The sequence below is a fragment of the Aeromonas sp. R2-1 genome, from assembly GCF_040908425.1.
GTDB classification, from domain to species: Bacteria; Pseudomonadota; Gammaproteobacteria; order Enterobacterales; family Aeromonadaceae; genus Aeromonas; species Aeromonas caviae.
Genome location: NZ_JBFODR010000053.1, coordinates 150,561 through 166,701 on the forward strand (window position 1 = coordinate 150,561; position 16,141 = coordinate 166,701).

Consider the following 16,141-nt stretch of genomic DNA (forward strand, 5'->3'; position numbering starts at 1 on the left):
TAAATTTTCTGCGCTGCTGATCGCTGCACTTATTCCTGCACGCAGATGGTCACGAACGGATCACTCGGCGGCTGGCCGAGAAAGGTACTCCACCCCAGGCGGGCACTCTGCTCTTCCCCCAGCCTCAGTCCCCTCGCCTGCTCCTGGCCGAAACCCAGCCGCAGATCCCAGGCCAGCTGATCGCGCAGGATGAAGGAGACAAAGGTCACCAGAGCCTGGAAGTGCTCCCCGTTCGGCAGAAAGCCGAGAAACTGGCCAAAGCTCAGGTTGTTGATCTTCAACAAGAACTTGCCGGCACAGTCGTTCACCTTGTCGCCGATGACAAAATCGCTCCCCAAGGTGGCGCAGGCGCCGCCGAGGCGGTTTTGCTGATCCTGATGAATAGGCACCTTGCGCCACTGCCAGGCGCTCACCTGCACATCGGCCAGATCGAAACAGTGAGCCACCAGACCGGCCACCACCTCGGGGGAGCGGCTGGGGCTGGCCAGCATGCCCGCATAGGAGAGCATCTTGGCCCGGTTGACCGGCAGGCTCTGGCATACCGCTTCGTTGCCCAGTCCCACCAGGGCGAACATCAGGCGGGAGAAGCCATCCTCGCCGTTGTCCTGGAACCGCACGTGGTAGCGATACTTGCGCCAGATCCGGTGCAGCAGGGTCAGCAAACGGTGGTGGAAGAAGTCCAGAAACAGGCCGAGCTTCTGCTCCCCCTGGGCGTACTCCCACGCCAGCGAATCGAGGTAATAGCCGGGCATCGGCGACTGACTGCCGTGCAGGCCGAGGAAGGCCACTTCCAGCTCGTGGCGCCCCTGCCCGTCCCGGCCAATCTGCAGCACGTCGCTGGTGGGAAACCCCAAGGAGGCGGTCGCCTTGAAGCGGATGTTCTCGTCACCGGGCAGGTAGTCGAGCCCTCGCTCCTGATCGGCGCCATCGAGCCGGTTGAGCAGCTCAACCAGCTGGAAGAAGTTGAAACGGGGCGCCTCCCGGGCGGCGCTCACATCAGGGAGTGCTGACCGATCTGGACTGGCCATTGGTAGCGCTCCTTGTTGTCGAGATTGACCACCTCAAGCAGGTGGAAGGCGTTGACGCTGGCATAGAGCGAGAAGAAGTGGGCCAGCACGGTACTGAACAGATAGAGCTCCCCCTCGCTGCCAAAGGCGGACTGGCGGATGGAGAGCACCGACTTGAGCCCCCGCACCGGCATGCCGCGCACCAGCCGGTCCACCGGACTGGTTTCGATCTCCTCGATCCCCGCCAGCCGCTTGCGCGAGGCCTGCTCCGCCTGCTTGTCGTGCAGCGCCGGAAAATCGTAGGTGCGCAGCACCTGCACCAGGGCATCGCGGCGCAGCAGGGAGACATAGTTGAGCGACAGGTTGGATATCAGCGTCCAGTGCAGACTGCCGTCCAGGGCCGGGCGCAGCGGCCGAGTCGGCCGGATCAGGTTGCGAAAGGTGGCAAACGAGGGCGAGCTGCCGGTGGGTACGCAGACGCTGCCCACCTTGAGGCGGGCGGCGCGGGAGCGGTTGGTGCAGGTGAGCGTCACCGAAATGGATTCATCCAGTTCGACCGTGGTGGTTTCATCCCCACGCACGAACGAGAGGCTGTGTTCGAAACCATCCCCGCTTACCGCCTCCTTGACCCGCACCCGGTAGTAGAGCGCCAGCCGCTGCTTGGCCCGCTCGATCTGGTGCTGAAAGCTCTCGAATGGCTGATAGATGCGCGGCGTGCCGCGGGAGCGACCGAGGTTCCCCTCGACCCAGCCTTCCACTTGATCCACCGAGAAGATCTCGAAGCTGTCGGCGTGGCGATAACTTGCCTTGAGGGGATACTCCGCCTGACGGCCATTGAGGTTGACCGGCTCGCTGTCGTGCTGGAACAGGTTGATGGCCGGCACGCAGTTGAGCATGAAGGAGTCGGGACGGATCTTGAGCTCCGCCGGCAACGGCCGATCGAAGCAGAAGTGCACCTTGAATTCGTTCACCGGCAACGGCTGCTTGGGCCAGTCGCCACCGGAGAGATCAAAGAAGAGAAAGCTTTCCGGGAAGCAGAAGTACTCCTGCAGGATCCGGTAGCCGGAATAGACGTTGTTCGGGTAGGGCAAGAGCGCATCGCCGCGCTCGAAGCCGACCGGTTTGAGGGCCTTGGCCTCCTGGCGAAAGCGCTTGCCGTCGATCTCCAGCTCGATATGGGAGAGCTGGTTGGAGAGCCAGAAGTAGAGCTCATAGGCGGTGTAGCTGTCACCACCAAGGAAGAAGCGCAGCTTGTCCAGCTGCAGCTCGCTAAGCGGCAGAGGGGCATGCAGGGCGATATCCAGCGAGATGGTGGAGAGATCGTTGCCGCTCTGGGCGGCGATGTGGCGGATATCGGCCGGATAGACCCAGGTATCGTGACAGGTCTGGAAATGACAGGTCACCTCGTCCAGGGGCAGACTGTCGAGCTGACAACCTTGCCTGACCAGCGCCGGCTGGGCGATGGCCCCCGGAATGACCGAAAACTGCATGATGGTCATGCTGGGCACGGGACGCAGGTAGTTGGGCCAGAGCATGTTGAGCAGACCATGGGTCAGCTCGGGAAACTCATCCTCAATCTTGGCGCGCAGGTTGCCCGTGAGAAAGGCGAACCCCTCCAGCAGGCGCTCCACGTCCGGATCGGTGTTCTGCTCCGACAGAAAGCGGGTGAGCTCGGGATAGGCGTCGGCAAATTCGCGCCCTTGCAGGCGCAAAAAAGCCAGCTCATCCCTGAAGTAATGTTCCAGCGACATTGATCAGACCATGCGGTAGTGACGGTGACTGTCCATGTGGACGTTGAACGAGGTAACTTGCTCGAGCTGCTCCAGCCGCACGTGGGCCGTCACCTGAAACGTCATCTCAAGCGGGCTCGCCTGATAGTCGGGTGAACGGACTTCCACATGCACGATCCGCGGCTCATAGCGGCGGATGCATTGCCGGATCGCCTCCCGGATCCGCCCCTTGATGTCGGCACTCCCCTGGGTGGCGTCATTGAGATCGATGACGCCAAGTTCGGGGGCACTGCGACAGTTGCCGGGACGGGTGTTGAGGATCTGATCGAGCTGCCGTTTGACAGAGTCCACCAGTTCATCCACTTCCGAACGGGGGGAGGAGCCAAGCCCCTCCCCCCGGATGCGATCAAACAGACTGGCCGCATTGCCTCTATCCCAGGATGAGAGATGCGGCATCGGGCTTTATTCCTTGTCCAGACGACCTACCAGAGAGAGCTCGAAGCTCGCTCCCATGTACTTGAAGTGCGGGCGCACGGCCATGGCAACCTGATACCAGCCCGGCTCCCCTTCCACGTCCAGCACCTTGATCTGGGCGGCGCGCAGGGGACGACGGCTACGCACGTCCGCAGGGGGGTTCTCCTGGTCGGCCACGAACTGACGGATCCAGTTGTTGAGTTCCCGTTCCAGATCCTGGCGTTCCTTCCAGGAACCGATCTGCTCGCGCTGCAGCACTTTGATGTAGTGGGCCAGGCGGTTGATGATGAACATGTAGGGCAGCTGGGTACCCAGCTTGTAGTTGGTCTCCGCTTCCTTGCCTTCCTTGGTGTTCGGGAACACCTTGGGCTTTTGCACCGAGTTGGCGGAGAAGAAGGCGGCGTTGTCGCTGTCCTTGCGCATGGTCAGGGTGATGAAGCCCTCTTCCGACAGCTCGTATTCACGGCGATCCGTGATGAGCACTTCGGTCGGGATCTTCGCCTGCAACTGACCCATGGCCTCATAGACGTGCACCGGCAGATCGTGAATGGCGCCACCACTCTGCGGACCAATGATGTTCGGGCACCAGCGGTACTTGGCGAAACTGTCGGTCAGGGAGGTGCCCATCAGATAGGCGGTGTTGCCCCACAGGTAGTGATCATGGTTCGAGCTGATCTCTTCCTGATAGTTGAAGCCCTTGATGGGGTTCTCCGTCGGATCATAGGGCAGACGCGCCAGGAAGCGCGGTGCGGTCAGACCCAGATAGCGGGCATCTTCCGACTCGCGCAGGGAGCGCCACTTGGTGTAGGCCGGCCCTTCGAATACCGATTTCAGGTCCTTGATGGAGGGCAGATCGGTGAAGCTGTCGACCCCGAAGAAGGCGGGGGCGACGGAAGAGATGAAGGGGGCATGGGCCATGGCGCCCACTGCACTGACATACTGCATCAGCTTGATGTCAGGGGAGCTGTGGGTGAAGGCGTAGTCACCAATCACGGCGCCGACCGGCTGTCCGCCAAACTGGCCATAACCGCTGGAATAGACGTGCTTGTAGAGGCCGGACTGGGTGATTTCAGGAGAAAATTCAAAATCTTCCAGCAGCTCTTCCTTGGTGGCGTGCAGCACCTGGATCTTGATGTTCTCGCGAAAATCGGTGCGATCCACCAGGAGCTTCAGGGAGCGCCAGGAGGACTCCAGCTCTTGCAGCTCCTTGGCGTGCAGAATGACGTCCATCTGCTTGCCGAGCTTCTTGTCGAGCTCGACGATCATGCTGTCCACCAGCGCCTTGTTCACCGGCTCTGTGGTGGTGCCGCTGTCCAGAATGTTAGCAATCAGGGCTGCAACGCCCTGCTTGGCGACGCTATAACCCTCATCCACCGGGGTGATGCGGGCCTGCGCCATGATTTCGTCCAGCAGGGACGAGGAGGCTGCACTCGCCCCCGCTTGAACCTGTTCTTCGACCAGAGACATAATTTTTCCTTATAAGTCAGTCAATTAATCTGCTGATCACTCGGCAGGCTTAATCAAATCCAGCTCCTTGAGCAATTGCTCGCGAGCGTCGTCACTGGACAGCAGATCCTGCAGACGGTTGCGGAAGGCGGGGATATTGCCAAGCGGCCCCTTCAGGGCAACCAGCGCCTCACGCAGTTCCAGCAGCTTGCGCAGCTCGGGCACTTGCTGGGCAACGCTGTCAGGGGTGAAGTCTTCCAGGGACTGGATTTTGATCGACACGGGCAACTCGTCCTGGCTGTTCTCCTCCAGGCGGTTGGGAACCGAAAAATTCAGCTCCAGTGCAGATTCTTTCATGACGGAAGAAAAATTATTCTTGTCGATAGAGACGGTCTGACGCTCCTCGATGGGGGTTTCTTCAGAGCGCCCTTTCATATTTCCGACCACCATCATGGTCAACGGAAGCTCTATTTCCGCCTGTTGGCCACCGGTTGCCGGCACATATTTGATATTGATACGTTCTTTGGGCGCAACAGTGGCGCCATCAATCCCTTTTCCCATGCTCTAGATACCAAGTTGAGGATCCATGAAGACCCAAAAGCTTATAGCCAATGCTTTAGTCGGCAACTGTAAAAAATGACAGTTGACGTGCTCAGGACGAAAATGAACAAAAAAGCATCAACCAACCACGCCTTTTCGATATATTCCAAGAGAGAGCCAGGATATCAAAAAGGCAGCATTCAGCTTGTTATTCAATACAATCCGATTACGTCTCTACTCTTCGTTAGAGATCATGATTTACTAAAGAGTCATTTGTGGCTAATGGTATATTTTTGATGATAGCAACGTCAACGAGAAATATATTTATAAATGTAACAAAAGCAAGGAAAATATAAAAAAACCAACAAAATCAATAGCATGGCGAGTGATGAAAATAGTATAAACTTGAAATGTAAAGTGTAGGGAAGTTGCATGCCATGAAGAGTCAAATAGGAAAAATCTGATTTTAAACCATCATGACCGCTCATGATAAATCATAAGTAAAGCTCATTTTACGAACACAAAATGAGATTTTTCTGACAACGCAAGGTGTTATTTTTGTCAAAAAAACCGCCAAGATGTATTATCAAGGCGGTATTGGATGGCGATAATAAGTGGGAAATGGCAATATCCACTCACGGTTGCCTTTATCACTATGTCTCATTCATGTTATGGGGATGGCATCATATACCCTCTGATGCCTTCCCTATTTCACCGTGCTTATCCAGTCTGATGAACCAGTGCTGCGCCAGTTTTTGACCGGCACTTTTTTCTTGTGCCGTCATGCCTTTTTCAAGTTCACGGCTGGCGGCGGTTGCATCAATATTGCCATCCGTTGCGGCCAATAAATACCATGCATAAGCATGCAATCTATTGCGGGGGGCTCCCCATCCCTGCTCACGCATGATGCCCATGCGATATTGTGCTTGCCGATGACTGGCGTTTGCCGCAGCCCAATACTGTTTCATGGCTTCGGTATAATCAGCCTCACCACCCTGCCCCAGTCGCAGCATCTCGCCGTAGGCATATCGAGCCTCGACATTGCCCTGCGAGGCCGCCAGAGAGAGGCTCTTACGCGCAGCTTTCAACTCCCCCCGTTCCTGTTGCAGGGTCGCCAGTTCAAGCTGGGCCTGGCTCACCCCCCCCGCAGCAGCCAGATTCAGCCAGTGCTCACGTGCGGTGATATCGCTCTGCTGCAGGCTCAATTGATATTCGGCGTCATGGGAACCATTGCCTGCCGCCAGCTCCAGCCAATAACGGCCAAGCGCCAGGTCCTGGGCAACCAGATCCCCCCTCAGATAGGCCTGCCCCAACCACAGCTGGGCAGGAGCAGCCCCTGCATTGGCGGCGCGCTGATAGAGGCTGAATGCCTCTTCAGAGGGCGCCTTGCTCGCCAGTACCAGCAAAGCGTCCGGCTGTTGCTGGGCTGCGGCTTTCTCATACCAGCGCAGGGCAAGATCGGCGCGCTTTATCACTCCTTTCCCTTGCTCATAGCGAACGCCAAGCTGGAATTGGGCATCCCGATTCCCTTGTTCGGCGGCTTTCTCCAGCCACTTGACGGCCTCTTCATCGGCCCCCGCCTGACCTGCATACCACTGCCCCAGAACCAGCTGGGCATTTCCATGATCCCGCTTGGCGGCATGCTCGAACCAGTCGAGACACTCACTGACCAGCTTCCCCTTGTGCCGTTGCCGGCACTCCTGACCCAGTTGATAGCTGGCCTCCGAATTGCCCAACTTGGCGGAGCGCTGCCACCACTGCCTGGCCAGTACAGGATTTTTGGGCTCTCCCAACCCAGCCTGATACCAACTTCCCACCTGTAGCGCGGCCCTGCCCCGAATATCGGCATCTGCCGCCATGGGGCCCGTCTGCTCGACCGCCTGCTTCATCCAGCGCATCGCCTCGGGATAATCCGGCTTCGCCGCCAAACGATTAGCCAGCTCATATTGCGCCTTGCCCTGACCCTGTTGGGCGGCTTGGGAGAGTTCAGACTCGGTGAGTCGTGTAGTTGTAGAACATGCAATAAGCAAACTAGCTAATAACATCGATAGTAAAGCTCGATATACCATCTATAACACCCGCAGTTTTAAACAAGAGGATAATAAGAAATTTAGTAGAGACACCCAAAATACCAAAAGCACATAATAAAAAACACTCAACTATAATCTAGATAAAATTAAACGTATCACAGCAAAAGATTTGCCAAGCCTGATTTAGGGTGTTCCTTTTTTATCAAAGATGCATAATGTTGATCATGGTAGTCAAAAGTTATACCATCAATATATTCTTTTGAAATACTGTGGCAAGCATGACCTAGTAAAAAAAAGTCATCTTCTATTTTGTATGGATAACAATCCACACCATATATGGAGCAATAGATGTAGCAAGCACTAGCGGTAAATTGAAAGAAATCTTCTTTACTATCTTTATCTAGCGTGCCGATAAACGCATTCATTCCTTTCGTAAGATCTTCTAGTGATAGAATCCCCCGTTCAATATAGGTTAGAAGACGCCCAGTTGAACGATAATGGCCATGCTCTCCCCAATCTCGGTCCATAACCAAGAATCCCTCATTTCCTCTAAAGAAATTCCATGGTTTTGTTTTGAACTCTGATATGAACTCAATTTCATTATATGGCTTCATTATTGCCATCTCATCGTATCATCAAAATAATTAAGCAGCTTTTCGATATACCCATCATGTTTTATGTTTTCCGCACCATGCAATGCGGCTTCTTTTGCCCCACCTTTAGTTTTCCCGCCAGGAACCCATTCATCAGAAATTGCCCCTGGTTCATTGCCAGTAGCCACTTTATATTTAAACCGACTATCACCTCATCCTTGGATTATGTATCCCCGGTGGGGAGCTACTCTTTCATTCATCGCCATTTTGCAAGTGGCTCTGAAATAGTTCCATTTTCAATATTAATATCATGTTGCCAAAAACGCTCACCTTTAAATGGCGGTTCATGTGCAAGAACAACTCTTACTGTTTTTTCTGCGGAAGCCGATTGGTTTGCTAAACAATATATGCAACTACCAGATTCTTTAAATGAAAAACGGGTAATGAAAAGTAAATCTCCCTCCTTATCAAAAAAACTAATGCCAGAGGCATTTAAAGCCGCCACACCATCTAACTTCTTATCATAAGCAGCGTCAATATAATCACCTGTCACTTTTATTTCTTTACCATCATAAACCCAAGAAATATCATTCTCATTTAAGTCAACCCTCATTTTCACTCCTGTGGCAAAGCTATATCAGAGATTATTTTTAGGTAAGCGTTATCTGTATAATTATTTTTCTTACTGGGAACAGCATTTTCGAAATCTTTGTAAAGAAGTCTAATCTGTTCTCCTCCCCCTGGATAATACTTGTATGAACCATCAGACATTTTTTCTATTTGTGGTCCAACGGGACCATATTCTATGTCAAATGGACGTTGTACTTCATAGGTAACTCTTCTATCAAGTGTTCCTTTCCATTCTTCTTTGATTGCGAGATTTGCTCTACCAAAGCTAGAGTTAGGGATCTCACTTTGAGTACCAAATTGACCTGGAAACTGAGCTCTGCCCTCATTAGTGATCATATTAAAACGTTCTCCAGGCTGAATAATTCGCGTCTTAGGAGTAAACCCAACAGGCCATGGGGACTCATTGTCCCTCACATTCTCAAATGCGCTAACCAATGCATGGTCATCGTTAAACTGGCCAGTATGATGCTGCTCAAATTGTTTGAATACATCTTGCTGCTCAACTGGGATCCGAGCTCTAGGTGTATCCAATGGACACTGTCCCGGCACATTGCTTAGCCCCAGTGGATCCACCCAGCCAGTCGGGTTAGGGGCGTACTGGTAGTTGTTCAGCCCGCCAGCCAAGCCTATCGGGTCAGGGGTGATAAATCTACCCGTGCCGGGCTGGTAGTAGCGGTGGCGGTTGTAGTGAAGCCCCGTCTCGGCGTCAAAATACTGCCCCTGGAAACGCAAGGGCGTTGCCACCTCGGCAATCTCTTCCCGCCAGACATTGCCATAGGCTCGATAGCGCACCTGCCAGGCGGTGGCCCCGCTTGTGCGGGTCAGTGCCAAGGGCGTGCCCAGGTGGTCAAGCTGGTAGTGGAATACCTCGGCCTTCTGCCCCTCCCCTTCCAGCTGTGCCAGGGGTTTGAAACTGCCGGGTTCATAGATAAAGCTGCGGTACTGCTCGTCAGTACGATGCTTGTCGTCCCCGAGCAGATAGCAGCTCTCGGCAATCAGGTTGTTGGCCTGCCACAGGAATTCAGTAACCTGCTCGCCTTTTGCACCCTTTACCGTCTTGCGAATGCGGCGACCAAAGGCATCGTAGTCATAACAGGCGGTGCTGCCATCGGGCAGTTCGGCCCTCACCAGCTGGTGCTGGCAGTCGTAGTGATAGCGGGTCACCAGTTGCTGACCCTTGCCGCGCAGCTCCAGTGCCAAGCGGCCAAATTCGTCGTACTCGAAGTGGCGATCGCCACTCAACAGCAATCGGTTCCCCTGGGTGCGAGCCCCATCGAACTGACCACCCGAACGCTCACCCAGGAGGTTGCCGGCCGGATCATGCAAGAAGCGCTCGGTCAGCTCGCCCCGTACCTCCAGCAAGCGGTCCAGCGGATCGTAGCGGTAGTGCTGCTCCCCCTGCACGCTGTCATCGATGTGCAGCAGGTTGCCCGTTCTGTCATAGCCATAGCGCCGCTCGCGGGCGACCTGCTTGCCCCGCTGCAGACGCAGTGCCGAGAGGCGCCCCTGCTCGTCATATTCGTACTGCTGGGTCAGTGCCCCCTGCTGCCTGCGCAGCTCGAGCCCACCCACCACCTGGTGGCGAGTGAGTTCGGCGCCGTTGAGATCAATGCCGCCAAGCGCCCCGTGCTGATAGTGATAGCCAAGCCGGTTGCCGTCGGGCAGTTGCCAGTGTGACAACCGTCCCATGGCATCGTATCGGAAATGGCTTGAGGCCCACCCCTGATGCTCGGCCACCAGATGACCGGCACCATCGTAGTCAAATGCCAGGGGCCAGGCACCGTCGTCGACCCGGATGAGCTGGCCATGGCCGTCATACTCGAAGGCGATCTCGCGACCATCTGGCAGGGACTTTTTCAGCAAGCGCCCCATGGGGTCGCGCTCATAGCGGGTGACCAGTTCGGTCTCCTGCTTGCCGAACTCCACTTTTTCGCTCAGGCGTCCGTTGAGATCATAACGGTAGGCGGTGGTGCGACCATCGAAGCCGGTTTCCCGTGCCACCAGTCCGTTGGGATGGTAATGGATACGATGCTGTTCACCATGCTCGTTCTCGATCTCGCTGAGAAAGAGCTTGGCGTTGTCGTAGCGGTATTTGAGCTCGCTGCCATCGGGGTTGATGCGCCGACTCACCAGATGCAGGCCGGGGTGATATTCGAAACGTGTCTCGCGACCCAGCTCGTCCCACTGCGCCGTGACCTTGCCATAGGCGTTGTACTCATAACGGCGAACGCCGCCCCCGGGCAGATGGACGGCACTGAGGCGATCTGCCGCGTCCCATTCATAGCGTGTGATTGCGCCACGCGGGTCTTGCTGCACGATCTGGCGGCCCCGCTCGTCATAGCGCCAGCGGCTTATCCCGCCATCGACCCCTTTTTCTTCGATCAGCTGGCCAAGGCGGTTCCACACCAGTTCGGTGCGGGTGCTGTCCGGGTGAACCACAGCGCACAGCTTGCCCTGGGGGGTATAGCCATAACGGGTTTCGTTCCCCAGGGGATCCCGCCTGGCAATCAGATCCCCTTGCGGATTGTGCTCAAAGCGCCATTCGCGCTCCCCCTGCACTACCTTGCGAACCCGGCCATCCCAGTAGTGATAGGCAGTCTGACTGCCGTCGGGAGCCACTTCGAGGGCCAACATCCCCTCTTCGCCGTAGTGATAATGGGTCTCGGCCCCCAGCGGATCACGGGCCAGTACTTTCTGACCCTTGCCGTTGTAGGCAAACTCGGTTATCGCACCATCCGGATCCTGCTGGCGGACAAGACGTGCCTGGCTGTCGTGCTGATACACCTCCTGACTGCCATCGGCATTGAGTACCGTCACCTCACCCTTGTCATCATCCCAGCCATAGGTGACATCAAAACCCGCCACATCGCTCCAGTGGCGGATGGCGCGGGCAGACTTGCCTTCCCCTTCCCACTCCCAGAAGAAACCGGCACCGCCAGCCAGACGGCGCTCAACAATGACCCCATCATCACGATAGCGATACCGCTCGCACTCCCCGGCCCCATTCTCGGCCGCTACCAGGTGACCATGGTCATCGTAGTGGTAGCGTTGCAGCGTGGCCTGGGGCTGCCAGGCAATGCCATCAAAGCGCTGCAACTCGAGCGCCATGATGTGGTCGCCCTCGTAAGCGAGACGAAGGGCCAGCCCAGCGTCATTTTCAACCCAGGCGGGGCGCCCTTGACGGTCAGAACGCACTGTCAGTCGATTGCCGTAGGGATCGGAAAAACCGGTCAGCCGCCCGATCTCGCCATGCCAGGTAAAATGCAGGAACGGCGAACCGGCCTTGGCCAGGATCACTTCATCAGCCTCGTCACCGAGGTAGACCGCCGCCTCCGACAACAGGTTGGTCACCATGGGTCTGGCGGCTGATGGCAACGGCAGTTCCGTTGCCAGGGACTCCTCATCCCACCAGGTCAGGGTATCGCCGTGACGTTCAAGCCGGTGCGCAAGGGCATGCGTCCAGCCAAGCCCCATGCCGCAGGATTTCGCGACGGCAGAGGTGCGATAGAGGCGCCCGAAGACAAAGGGAAGCAGACCCGGCAGTTCGCCATCTTGCAGTGCCAGCAACTCCTCCCCCGTCACCATGGAGACCGGGCAGTTGTTCTTGCAGGTGCTGGCTTCCGGTTGATGGGGCCGGTTATTCGGGGTAACTGCCTGCTTGGAGGCATCAGGTGTCTTGTTCACCTGCTTGATCTCGGTGTGCCCCTGGAATCGGCGTTTGGCCGCCGTGCCTTTTTCCACCAGCGTGTTGGCATTGCCATCGACCAGCTTGAGATCCGCTTTTTTGGCCGGGCTCAACGGTGCAGCCCCGGTGATCAGCACCTTTTTCGCCTGCTGGGCGTGCTGGGCCAGGTTGTGTTTCCTGGAGAGATCGACCAGGGAGGTGACCAGTCGCATGACCCGGTCACTGTTCTTGGCCATGGTGGCAGCCTTGGCACCATAGCGTGCAGCCAGGCCTGCCCCGCCGGTCATTACCACCCCGATGATCACGTCAATCAGCACCGACGAAATCACCTGAGCACCAAACTCGGTCTGCTGATCCGGGGGCAGCATCTTGACCCAGCACACCAGGGCATAGGCATAAAGATAAAGCAGCGCCTCATCTTGCAGTACCAGCATGGCAGCTTCCATCTGGGAAGCTCCGGCCTTGGCCATGGCCGCGGCGTCCACGCCGAACTCGGCCAGCTTTTTGGCGTTGCCTACCGGATCGGCCAGCAGGTTGTAGAGGGTCTTGAGATCGTCCCACACCCCGACCAGCGCCTTGCCGATACCGCTTGCCGCCGCCAGCGCATGGCTGCCAAACCCGCTACCAGTGCCGCTGTAACGGGCCCACGCAGCCTTGTGCTCACTGTTCCACTCCTTGGTAAGCCATGCCTCCAGGTCTTTTTGAACCGGGGCATAAGAGGCAAACAGCGTATCCAGATCGCTCTTCTTCACATTGGGGTAGAAGGTCACCCGATAGGACTTGCCCGGGGTCAGCTTACCAACCTCGGCAATACCCTTGGCATCCAGGGTTCCCTCCTTGACTACTGCCTCGCTGACAAAACGTCCGCGCACCAGTTTCCCCGCCTCCACCTTGTATGGGGTATTGCCGATGGGAATAAACCTGACGGATTCGAACAGATGAACCAACCGCAGCGTGCCGCTCAGCGGGCACTGCGTCACCACGGACTGCGCCTTCTTGCTGCCGGACGATGCCGTGATGGTCTTGTCGCCCACCTTGATGGTCTGCTCCATGTCCATGCTGAGCATGTCACCCAGGAAGAAACTCTCGGCATCCTTGCGATAGGCACTCAGGACGTTGCGATAATCGGCGATCACTTCGTTGAAGACGGCCTGGCCGGCATTGCTCATGCTTGAACCTCATTGATCAGCGCCGCTTCCAGCGCCGGAAACAGATCGATATCGGGGGATGGATGACGGGAGACAAAGCGGGCGACCTTGCAGCGCAGGTTCGCCTCGGGAAACGCCCAGTAGAGCTGACCGTTGTGATCCGCCAACTGCTGCATCAGATTGTTGATAAGAGGGGCGGGATCCTGTCTCGCCAAGGTCGCGGCAATGGCGGGAGGCAGCTCCCACCAGGGGAATGCGCGTGATGCTGCGGCTTCTGACGCAGCCCATTCGAAGCCGTCCCCCCCGACCCAGATCCCGTTCACTCCAGGCAGCAGGGCGGTGAAGCCCTCTCCCAGCTGGACCAGAATGTGTTTCAGATACACGCCATCCCAGTAACGGAAGAAGACCGCCTCCCCCTGGTGCCAGATCTGGGTCAGCCCCTGCAGATGGGCATAGAGGGCATCGACAGGCTGCTCGCTCGCCACTATCCAGCCCCAGTCGCTCGCCTCGGCGCCCTGCGCCCACTCGATAAAGGGGCTCTCCTTGTCGAGGGCCACCAGATAGGGCATGACGGGATGCCAGTCTTCATAAGGAGTGCCGAGATAGAGCCCGCGTGGCGTTTCGCGGCCATCGAGCTGGTAGTAGTGCTGCAAGGGAGCCACATCGCTGGCCCCCGCCAGCACGGCATAAAGAGGGGCTGATTGCCTCTGTATCCACGCTTCCAGCGGTGTGCTCTCAAATCTCACAGCCACCCTCCTTGCATTTTTCACACTCTTCACAGAAAGGGGCGGCACTCTTCATGGTGGCCAGTTGGGCAGGAGTGAGCGGTACCTTGGGTTTGGGGGGAACACTGACACCCAGAGGGCCCAATGGTGACTTTCCGCCCCATCCCGAGCCGGCACCCGGGCTGCCGCCCGAGTTCATCTTGATGGTGGGCCCCATCAGGGTGACGCCGCCGCCATCGACCTTGATGAAGCAGCCGCCGACCTTGACGGTAATGTCTGAGCCCGCCTCCAGCACCACCTTGGCACCGGCTTTGACGTGTACCTCCTGCCCCGCCTGGGTGAGCCAGCTCTGGCCGAGTTTTTGATGCATTGAGGTGTCAACGCCGAGTGAGTAGTCCCCCTTGATGTGATCCCGTTTTTCACCGTTCACAGTGAGGTGATCATTGGCCTTGATGCGGGTTACCCGCTCATTGTCGATGTCCCTGTGTTCGTCGTGCTTGATGTGCCAGGCGGCGTCGTTCTCGATAAGCACGTTCAGATCTTTCTGACCGTGGATATAAATCTCTTCCTGCCCCGCCTGGTCTTCAAAGCGCAGTTCGTTAAAACCTTCTCCCTGATGGGTTTCGGTGCGCAGCACGGTGCGGGTCTTGTTGGCCGGCAGCTCGTAGGGCGGCCGGTTGGTGGCGTGATAGGTGCGACCGGTCACGATGGGCTGGTCCGGGTCCCCTTCCAGGAACGAGACAATGACCTCGTGGCCGATGCGCGGGATGGTCATCATGCCGTACTGACCCCCGGCCCAGCCCTGGCTCACCCGCACCCAGCAGGAGCTCTGGTCGTTGGAGCTGCCGTAGCGGTCCCACGGGAATTGCAGTTTGACCCGGCCATGCTCGTCGCAGTAAATCTCCTCCCCGTCGGGGCCCACCACCATGGCGATTTGCGGGCCATCCACCATCGGCTTGTGAGGGGCCTCGGAGCTGCCGATACGCGCCCGCCAGGTGGTGCTCGCCTTCACTACGCCAAATTCGTTGTGATAGACGGTGGGGCCACTCCCCCCCTCCTCTTCCAGCGCCTGCGGCTGCAAGCCGGTGTGCTGGATGCGCACCACTTGCCAGTCGGTGTTGAGGCTGCCGTTAGGGTGCTCGGTGAGCGAGAAGGTCTGCCCCGGCTGCAAGGCTGCGCAGTTGGACTTAGCCTGGCCCGCCACCGCGTCGTTGCGCAGGGCATCGAGCCGATGCTGAGCAAACGCCTTGCCGCTGCCATCCTGCTTGTAACGACTAGGGAAATCGAAGTGCTGATAAGTGTCGCGCTGGTGTTCGAGCTCTGCGCCCTGCTTCTTGTGAGAGAGGCCATAGGCCGGGGTTTTGAAGCTGTAGTCTTTGAGCTCCACATCCGAGGGGCGCACCGCCTCGCGGTAGTGGAACTGGCGGACATAGGGGCCTTGCTCCAGGGAGCGGTTGCCAAGGTTGAAGAAGAGCTCGGGGCCGGCAGTCAGGGCGGCAGCGTCATCGGCAAACACGATGCGGTGTTTGCCCGCGTCAAACTCGTGGAAGTAGAACATCCCCTCTTCGGCGGCGAGGCGGTTCACAAAATCGAGGTCGGTTTCCCGGTACTGAACGCAGTATTCCCGCTTGGCGTGCTCGTTCTTGAGGGCAAAGGCATAGTCGGTGATGCCATGTTCTTGCAAGAGGATACTGAGGATTTCATCGGGTTTTTGCGCCTGGAAGATGCGGGAGTTCTGGCGAAGTGACAGACGCCACAGCGCCGGTTGCACCATGAGCTGATAGCGGGTGCGGCGAAAGCCGCTGTCACCCTGCGCGAAGTCACTCACCACCCCGCACACCCGGCGCTGCAGCTCGCCGTTGTACCACACCATCAGCTCGCACGGCTGGTCCAGCACGGCGCCAACGTCGATGTCGGGCTGGGCACTCGCCAACTCCAGGCGCAGGTTGAACGGCCGGTTGAGCGCTTCATCCAGCGCAAACTCGGCCACCACGAAGGTGCTCTCGGGCAGGGCCCCTACCTTGACGGTAAATTGTAATCCTGTGCTGTCTGCCATCGCTGCGCGCCCCTGAAATATCGTGCGGCCCCATCAGGTGGGGCACATCAAGCCATGTGAGAGCTTCGCCATCGCCT

At 57.4% G+C, this 16,141-nt stretch carries 11 protein-coding genes; all 11 read right to left on the reverse strand.

All coding sequences use genetic code 11. The features are described 5' to 3' along the window. Positions 1-29: 29 nt before the first annotated feature. A complete protein-coding gene (gene tssG, locus AB5Y80_RS19120) occupies positions 30-1,028 on the reverse strand; it encodes a type VI secretion system baseplate subunit TssG (protein ID WP_041215375.1) in 999 nt (332 codons plus the stop codon). After that, complete coding sequence (tssF, locus tag AB5Y80_RS19125) at positions 992-2,758, reverse strand: type VI secretion system baseplate subunit TssF (protein ID WP_368173381.1); 1,767 nt, start codon at positions 2,756-2,758, stop codon at positions 992-994. Before tssF ends, tssG begins: the two co-directional genes overlap by 37 nt. Before the next feature lie 3 nt (positions 2,759-2,761). After that, the gene (tssE, locus tag AB5Y80_RS19130) at positions 2,762-3,193 is read right to left on the reverse strand and encodes a type VI secretion system baseplate subunit TssE (protein WP_042015698.1); all 432 of its coding nucleotides are present in this window, start codon (positions 3,191-3,193) and stop codon (positions 2,762-2,764) included. A gap of 6 nt (positions 3,194-3,199) precedes the next feature. Then, entirely contained in the window at positions 3,200-4,678 is a 1,479-nt protein-coding gene (tssC, locus tag AB5Y80_RS19135; RefSeq protein WP_042015701.1) for a type VI secretion system contractile sheath large subunit, read from the reverse strand. Between the two features lie 36 nt (positions 4,679-4,714). Further along, the gene (gene tssB / locus AB5Y80_RS19140; RefSeq protein ID WP_041215379.1) at positions 4,715-5,218 is read right to left on the reverse strand and encodes a type VI secretion system contractile sheath small subunit; all 504 of its coding nucleotides are present in this window, start codon (positions 5,216-5,218) and stop codon (positions 4,715-4,717) included. A gap of 662 nt (positions 5,219-5,880) precedes the next feature. Then, the gene (locus AB5Y80_RS19145) at positions 5,881-7,242 is read right to left on the reverse strand and encodes a tetratricopeptide repeat protein (RefSeq protein ID WP_368173410.1); all 1,362 of its coding nucleotides are present in this window, start codon (positions 7,240-7,242) and stop codon (positions 5,881-5,883) included. Between the two features lie 140 nt (positions 7,243-7,382). Next, positions 7,383-7,850 carry a hypothetical protein gene (locus AB5Y80_RS19150; protein WP_368173382.1) on the reverse strand — a complete coding sequence of 156 codons (468 nt, stop codon included), beginning with the start codon at positions 7,848-7,850 and terminating at the stop codon, positions 7,383-7,385. A 226-nt stretch (positions 7,851-8,076) separates the two neighbouring features. Further along, positions 8,077-8,433: a hypothetical protein gene (locus tag AB5Y80_RS19155; RefSeq protein ID WP_368173383.1), complete on the reverse strand. Its 357-nt coding sequence runs from the start codon at positions 8,431-8,433 to the stop codon at positions 8,077-8,079. Positions 8,434-8,435: 2 nt separating this feature from the next. Beyond that, entirely contained in the window at positions 8,436-13,304 is a 4,869-nt protein-coding gene (locus AB5Y80_RS19160) for an RHS repeat-associated core domain-containing protein (RefSeq protein ID WP_368173384.1), read from the reverse strand. Then, on the reverse strand, positions 13,301-14,029 hold the full coding sequence (locus AB5Y80_RS19165; protein ID WP_368173385.1) for a DUF4123 domain-containing protein: 729 nt from the start codon (positions 14,027-14,029) through the stop codon (positions 13,301-13,303). Before AB5Y80_RS19165 ends, AB5Y80_RS19160 begins: the two co-directional genes overlap by 4 nt. Next, on the reverse strand, positions 14,019-16,064 hold the full coding sequence (locus AB5Y80_RS19170) for a type VI secretion system tip protein VgrG (RefSeq protein ID WP_368173386.1): 2,046 nt from the start codon (positions 16,062-16,064) through the stop codon (positions 14,019-14,021). The genes AB5Y80_RS19165 and AB5Y80_RS19170 overlap by 11 nt, the downstream gene beginning before the upstream one ends. Positions 16,065-16,141 lie beyond the last annotated feature (77 nt).

Bases quoted from the DNA above. Each gene is read 5' to 3' on its own strand.
- AB5Y80_RS19155 (WP_368173383.1), bottom strand. From the start codon at position 8,433: ATGAGGGTTGACTTAAATGAGAATGATATTTCTTGGGTTTATGATGGT.
- AB5Y80_RS19170 (WP_368173386.1), bottom strand. From the start codon at position 16,064: ATGGCAGACAGCACAGGATTACAATTTACCGTCAAGGTAGGGGCCCTG.
- tssG (WP_041215375.1), bottom strand. From the start codon at position 1,028: ATGGCCAGTCCAGATCGGTCAGCACTCCCTGATGTGAGCGCCGCCCGG.
- AB5Y80_RS19145 (WP_368173410.1), bottom strand. From the start codon at position 7,242: ATGTTATTAGCTAGTTTGCTTATTGCATGTTCTACAACTACACGACTC.
- tssB (WP_041215379.1), bottom strand. From the start codon at position 5,218: ATGGGAAAAGGGATTGATGGCGCCACTGTTGCGCCCAAAGAACGTATC.
- tssF (WP_368173381.1), bottom strand. From the start codon at position 2,758: ATGTCGCTGGAACATTACTTCAGGGATGAGCTGGCTTTTTTGCGCCTG.
- AB5Y80_RS19150 (WP_368173382.1), bottom strand. From the start codon at position 7,850: ATGGCAATAATGAAGCCATATAATGAAATTGAGTTCATATCAGAGTTC.
- tssE (WP_042015698.1), bottom strand. From the start codon at position 3,193: ATGCCGCATCTCTCATCCTGGGATAGAGGCAATGCGGCCAGTCTGTTT.
- tssC (WP_042015701.1), bottom strand. From the start codon at position 4,678: ATGTCTCTGGTCGAAGAACAGGTTCAAGCGGGGGCGAGTGCAGCCTCC.
- AB5Y80_RS19160 (WP_368173384.1), bottom strand. From the start codon at position 13,304: ATGAGCAATGCCGGCCAGGCCGTCTTCAACGAAGTGATCGCCGATTAT.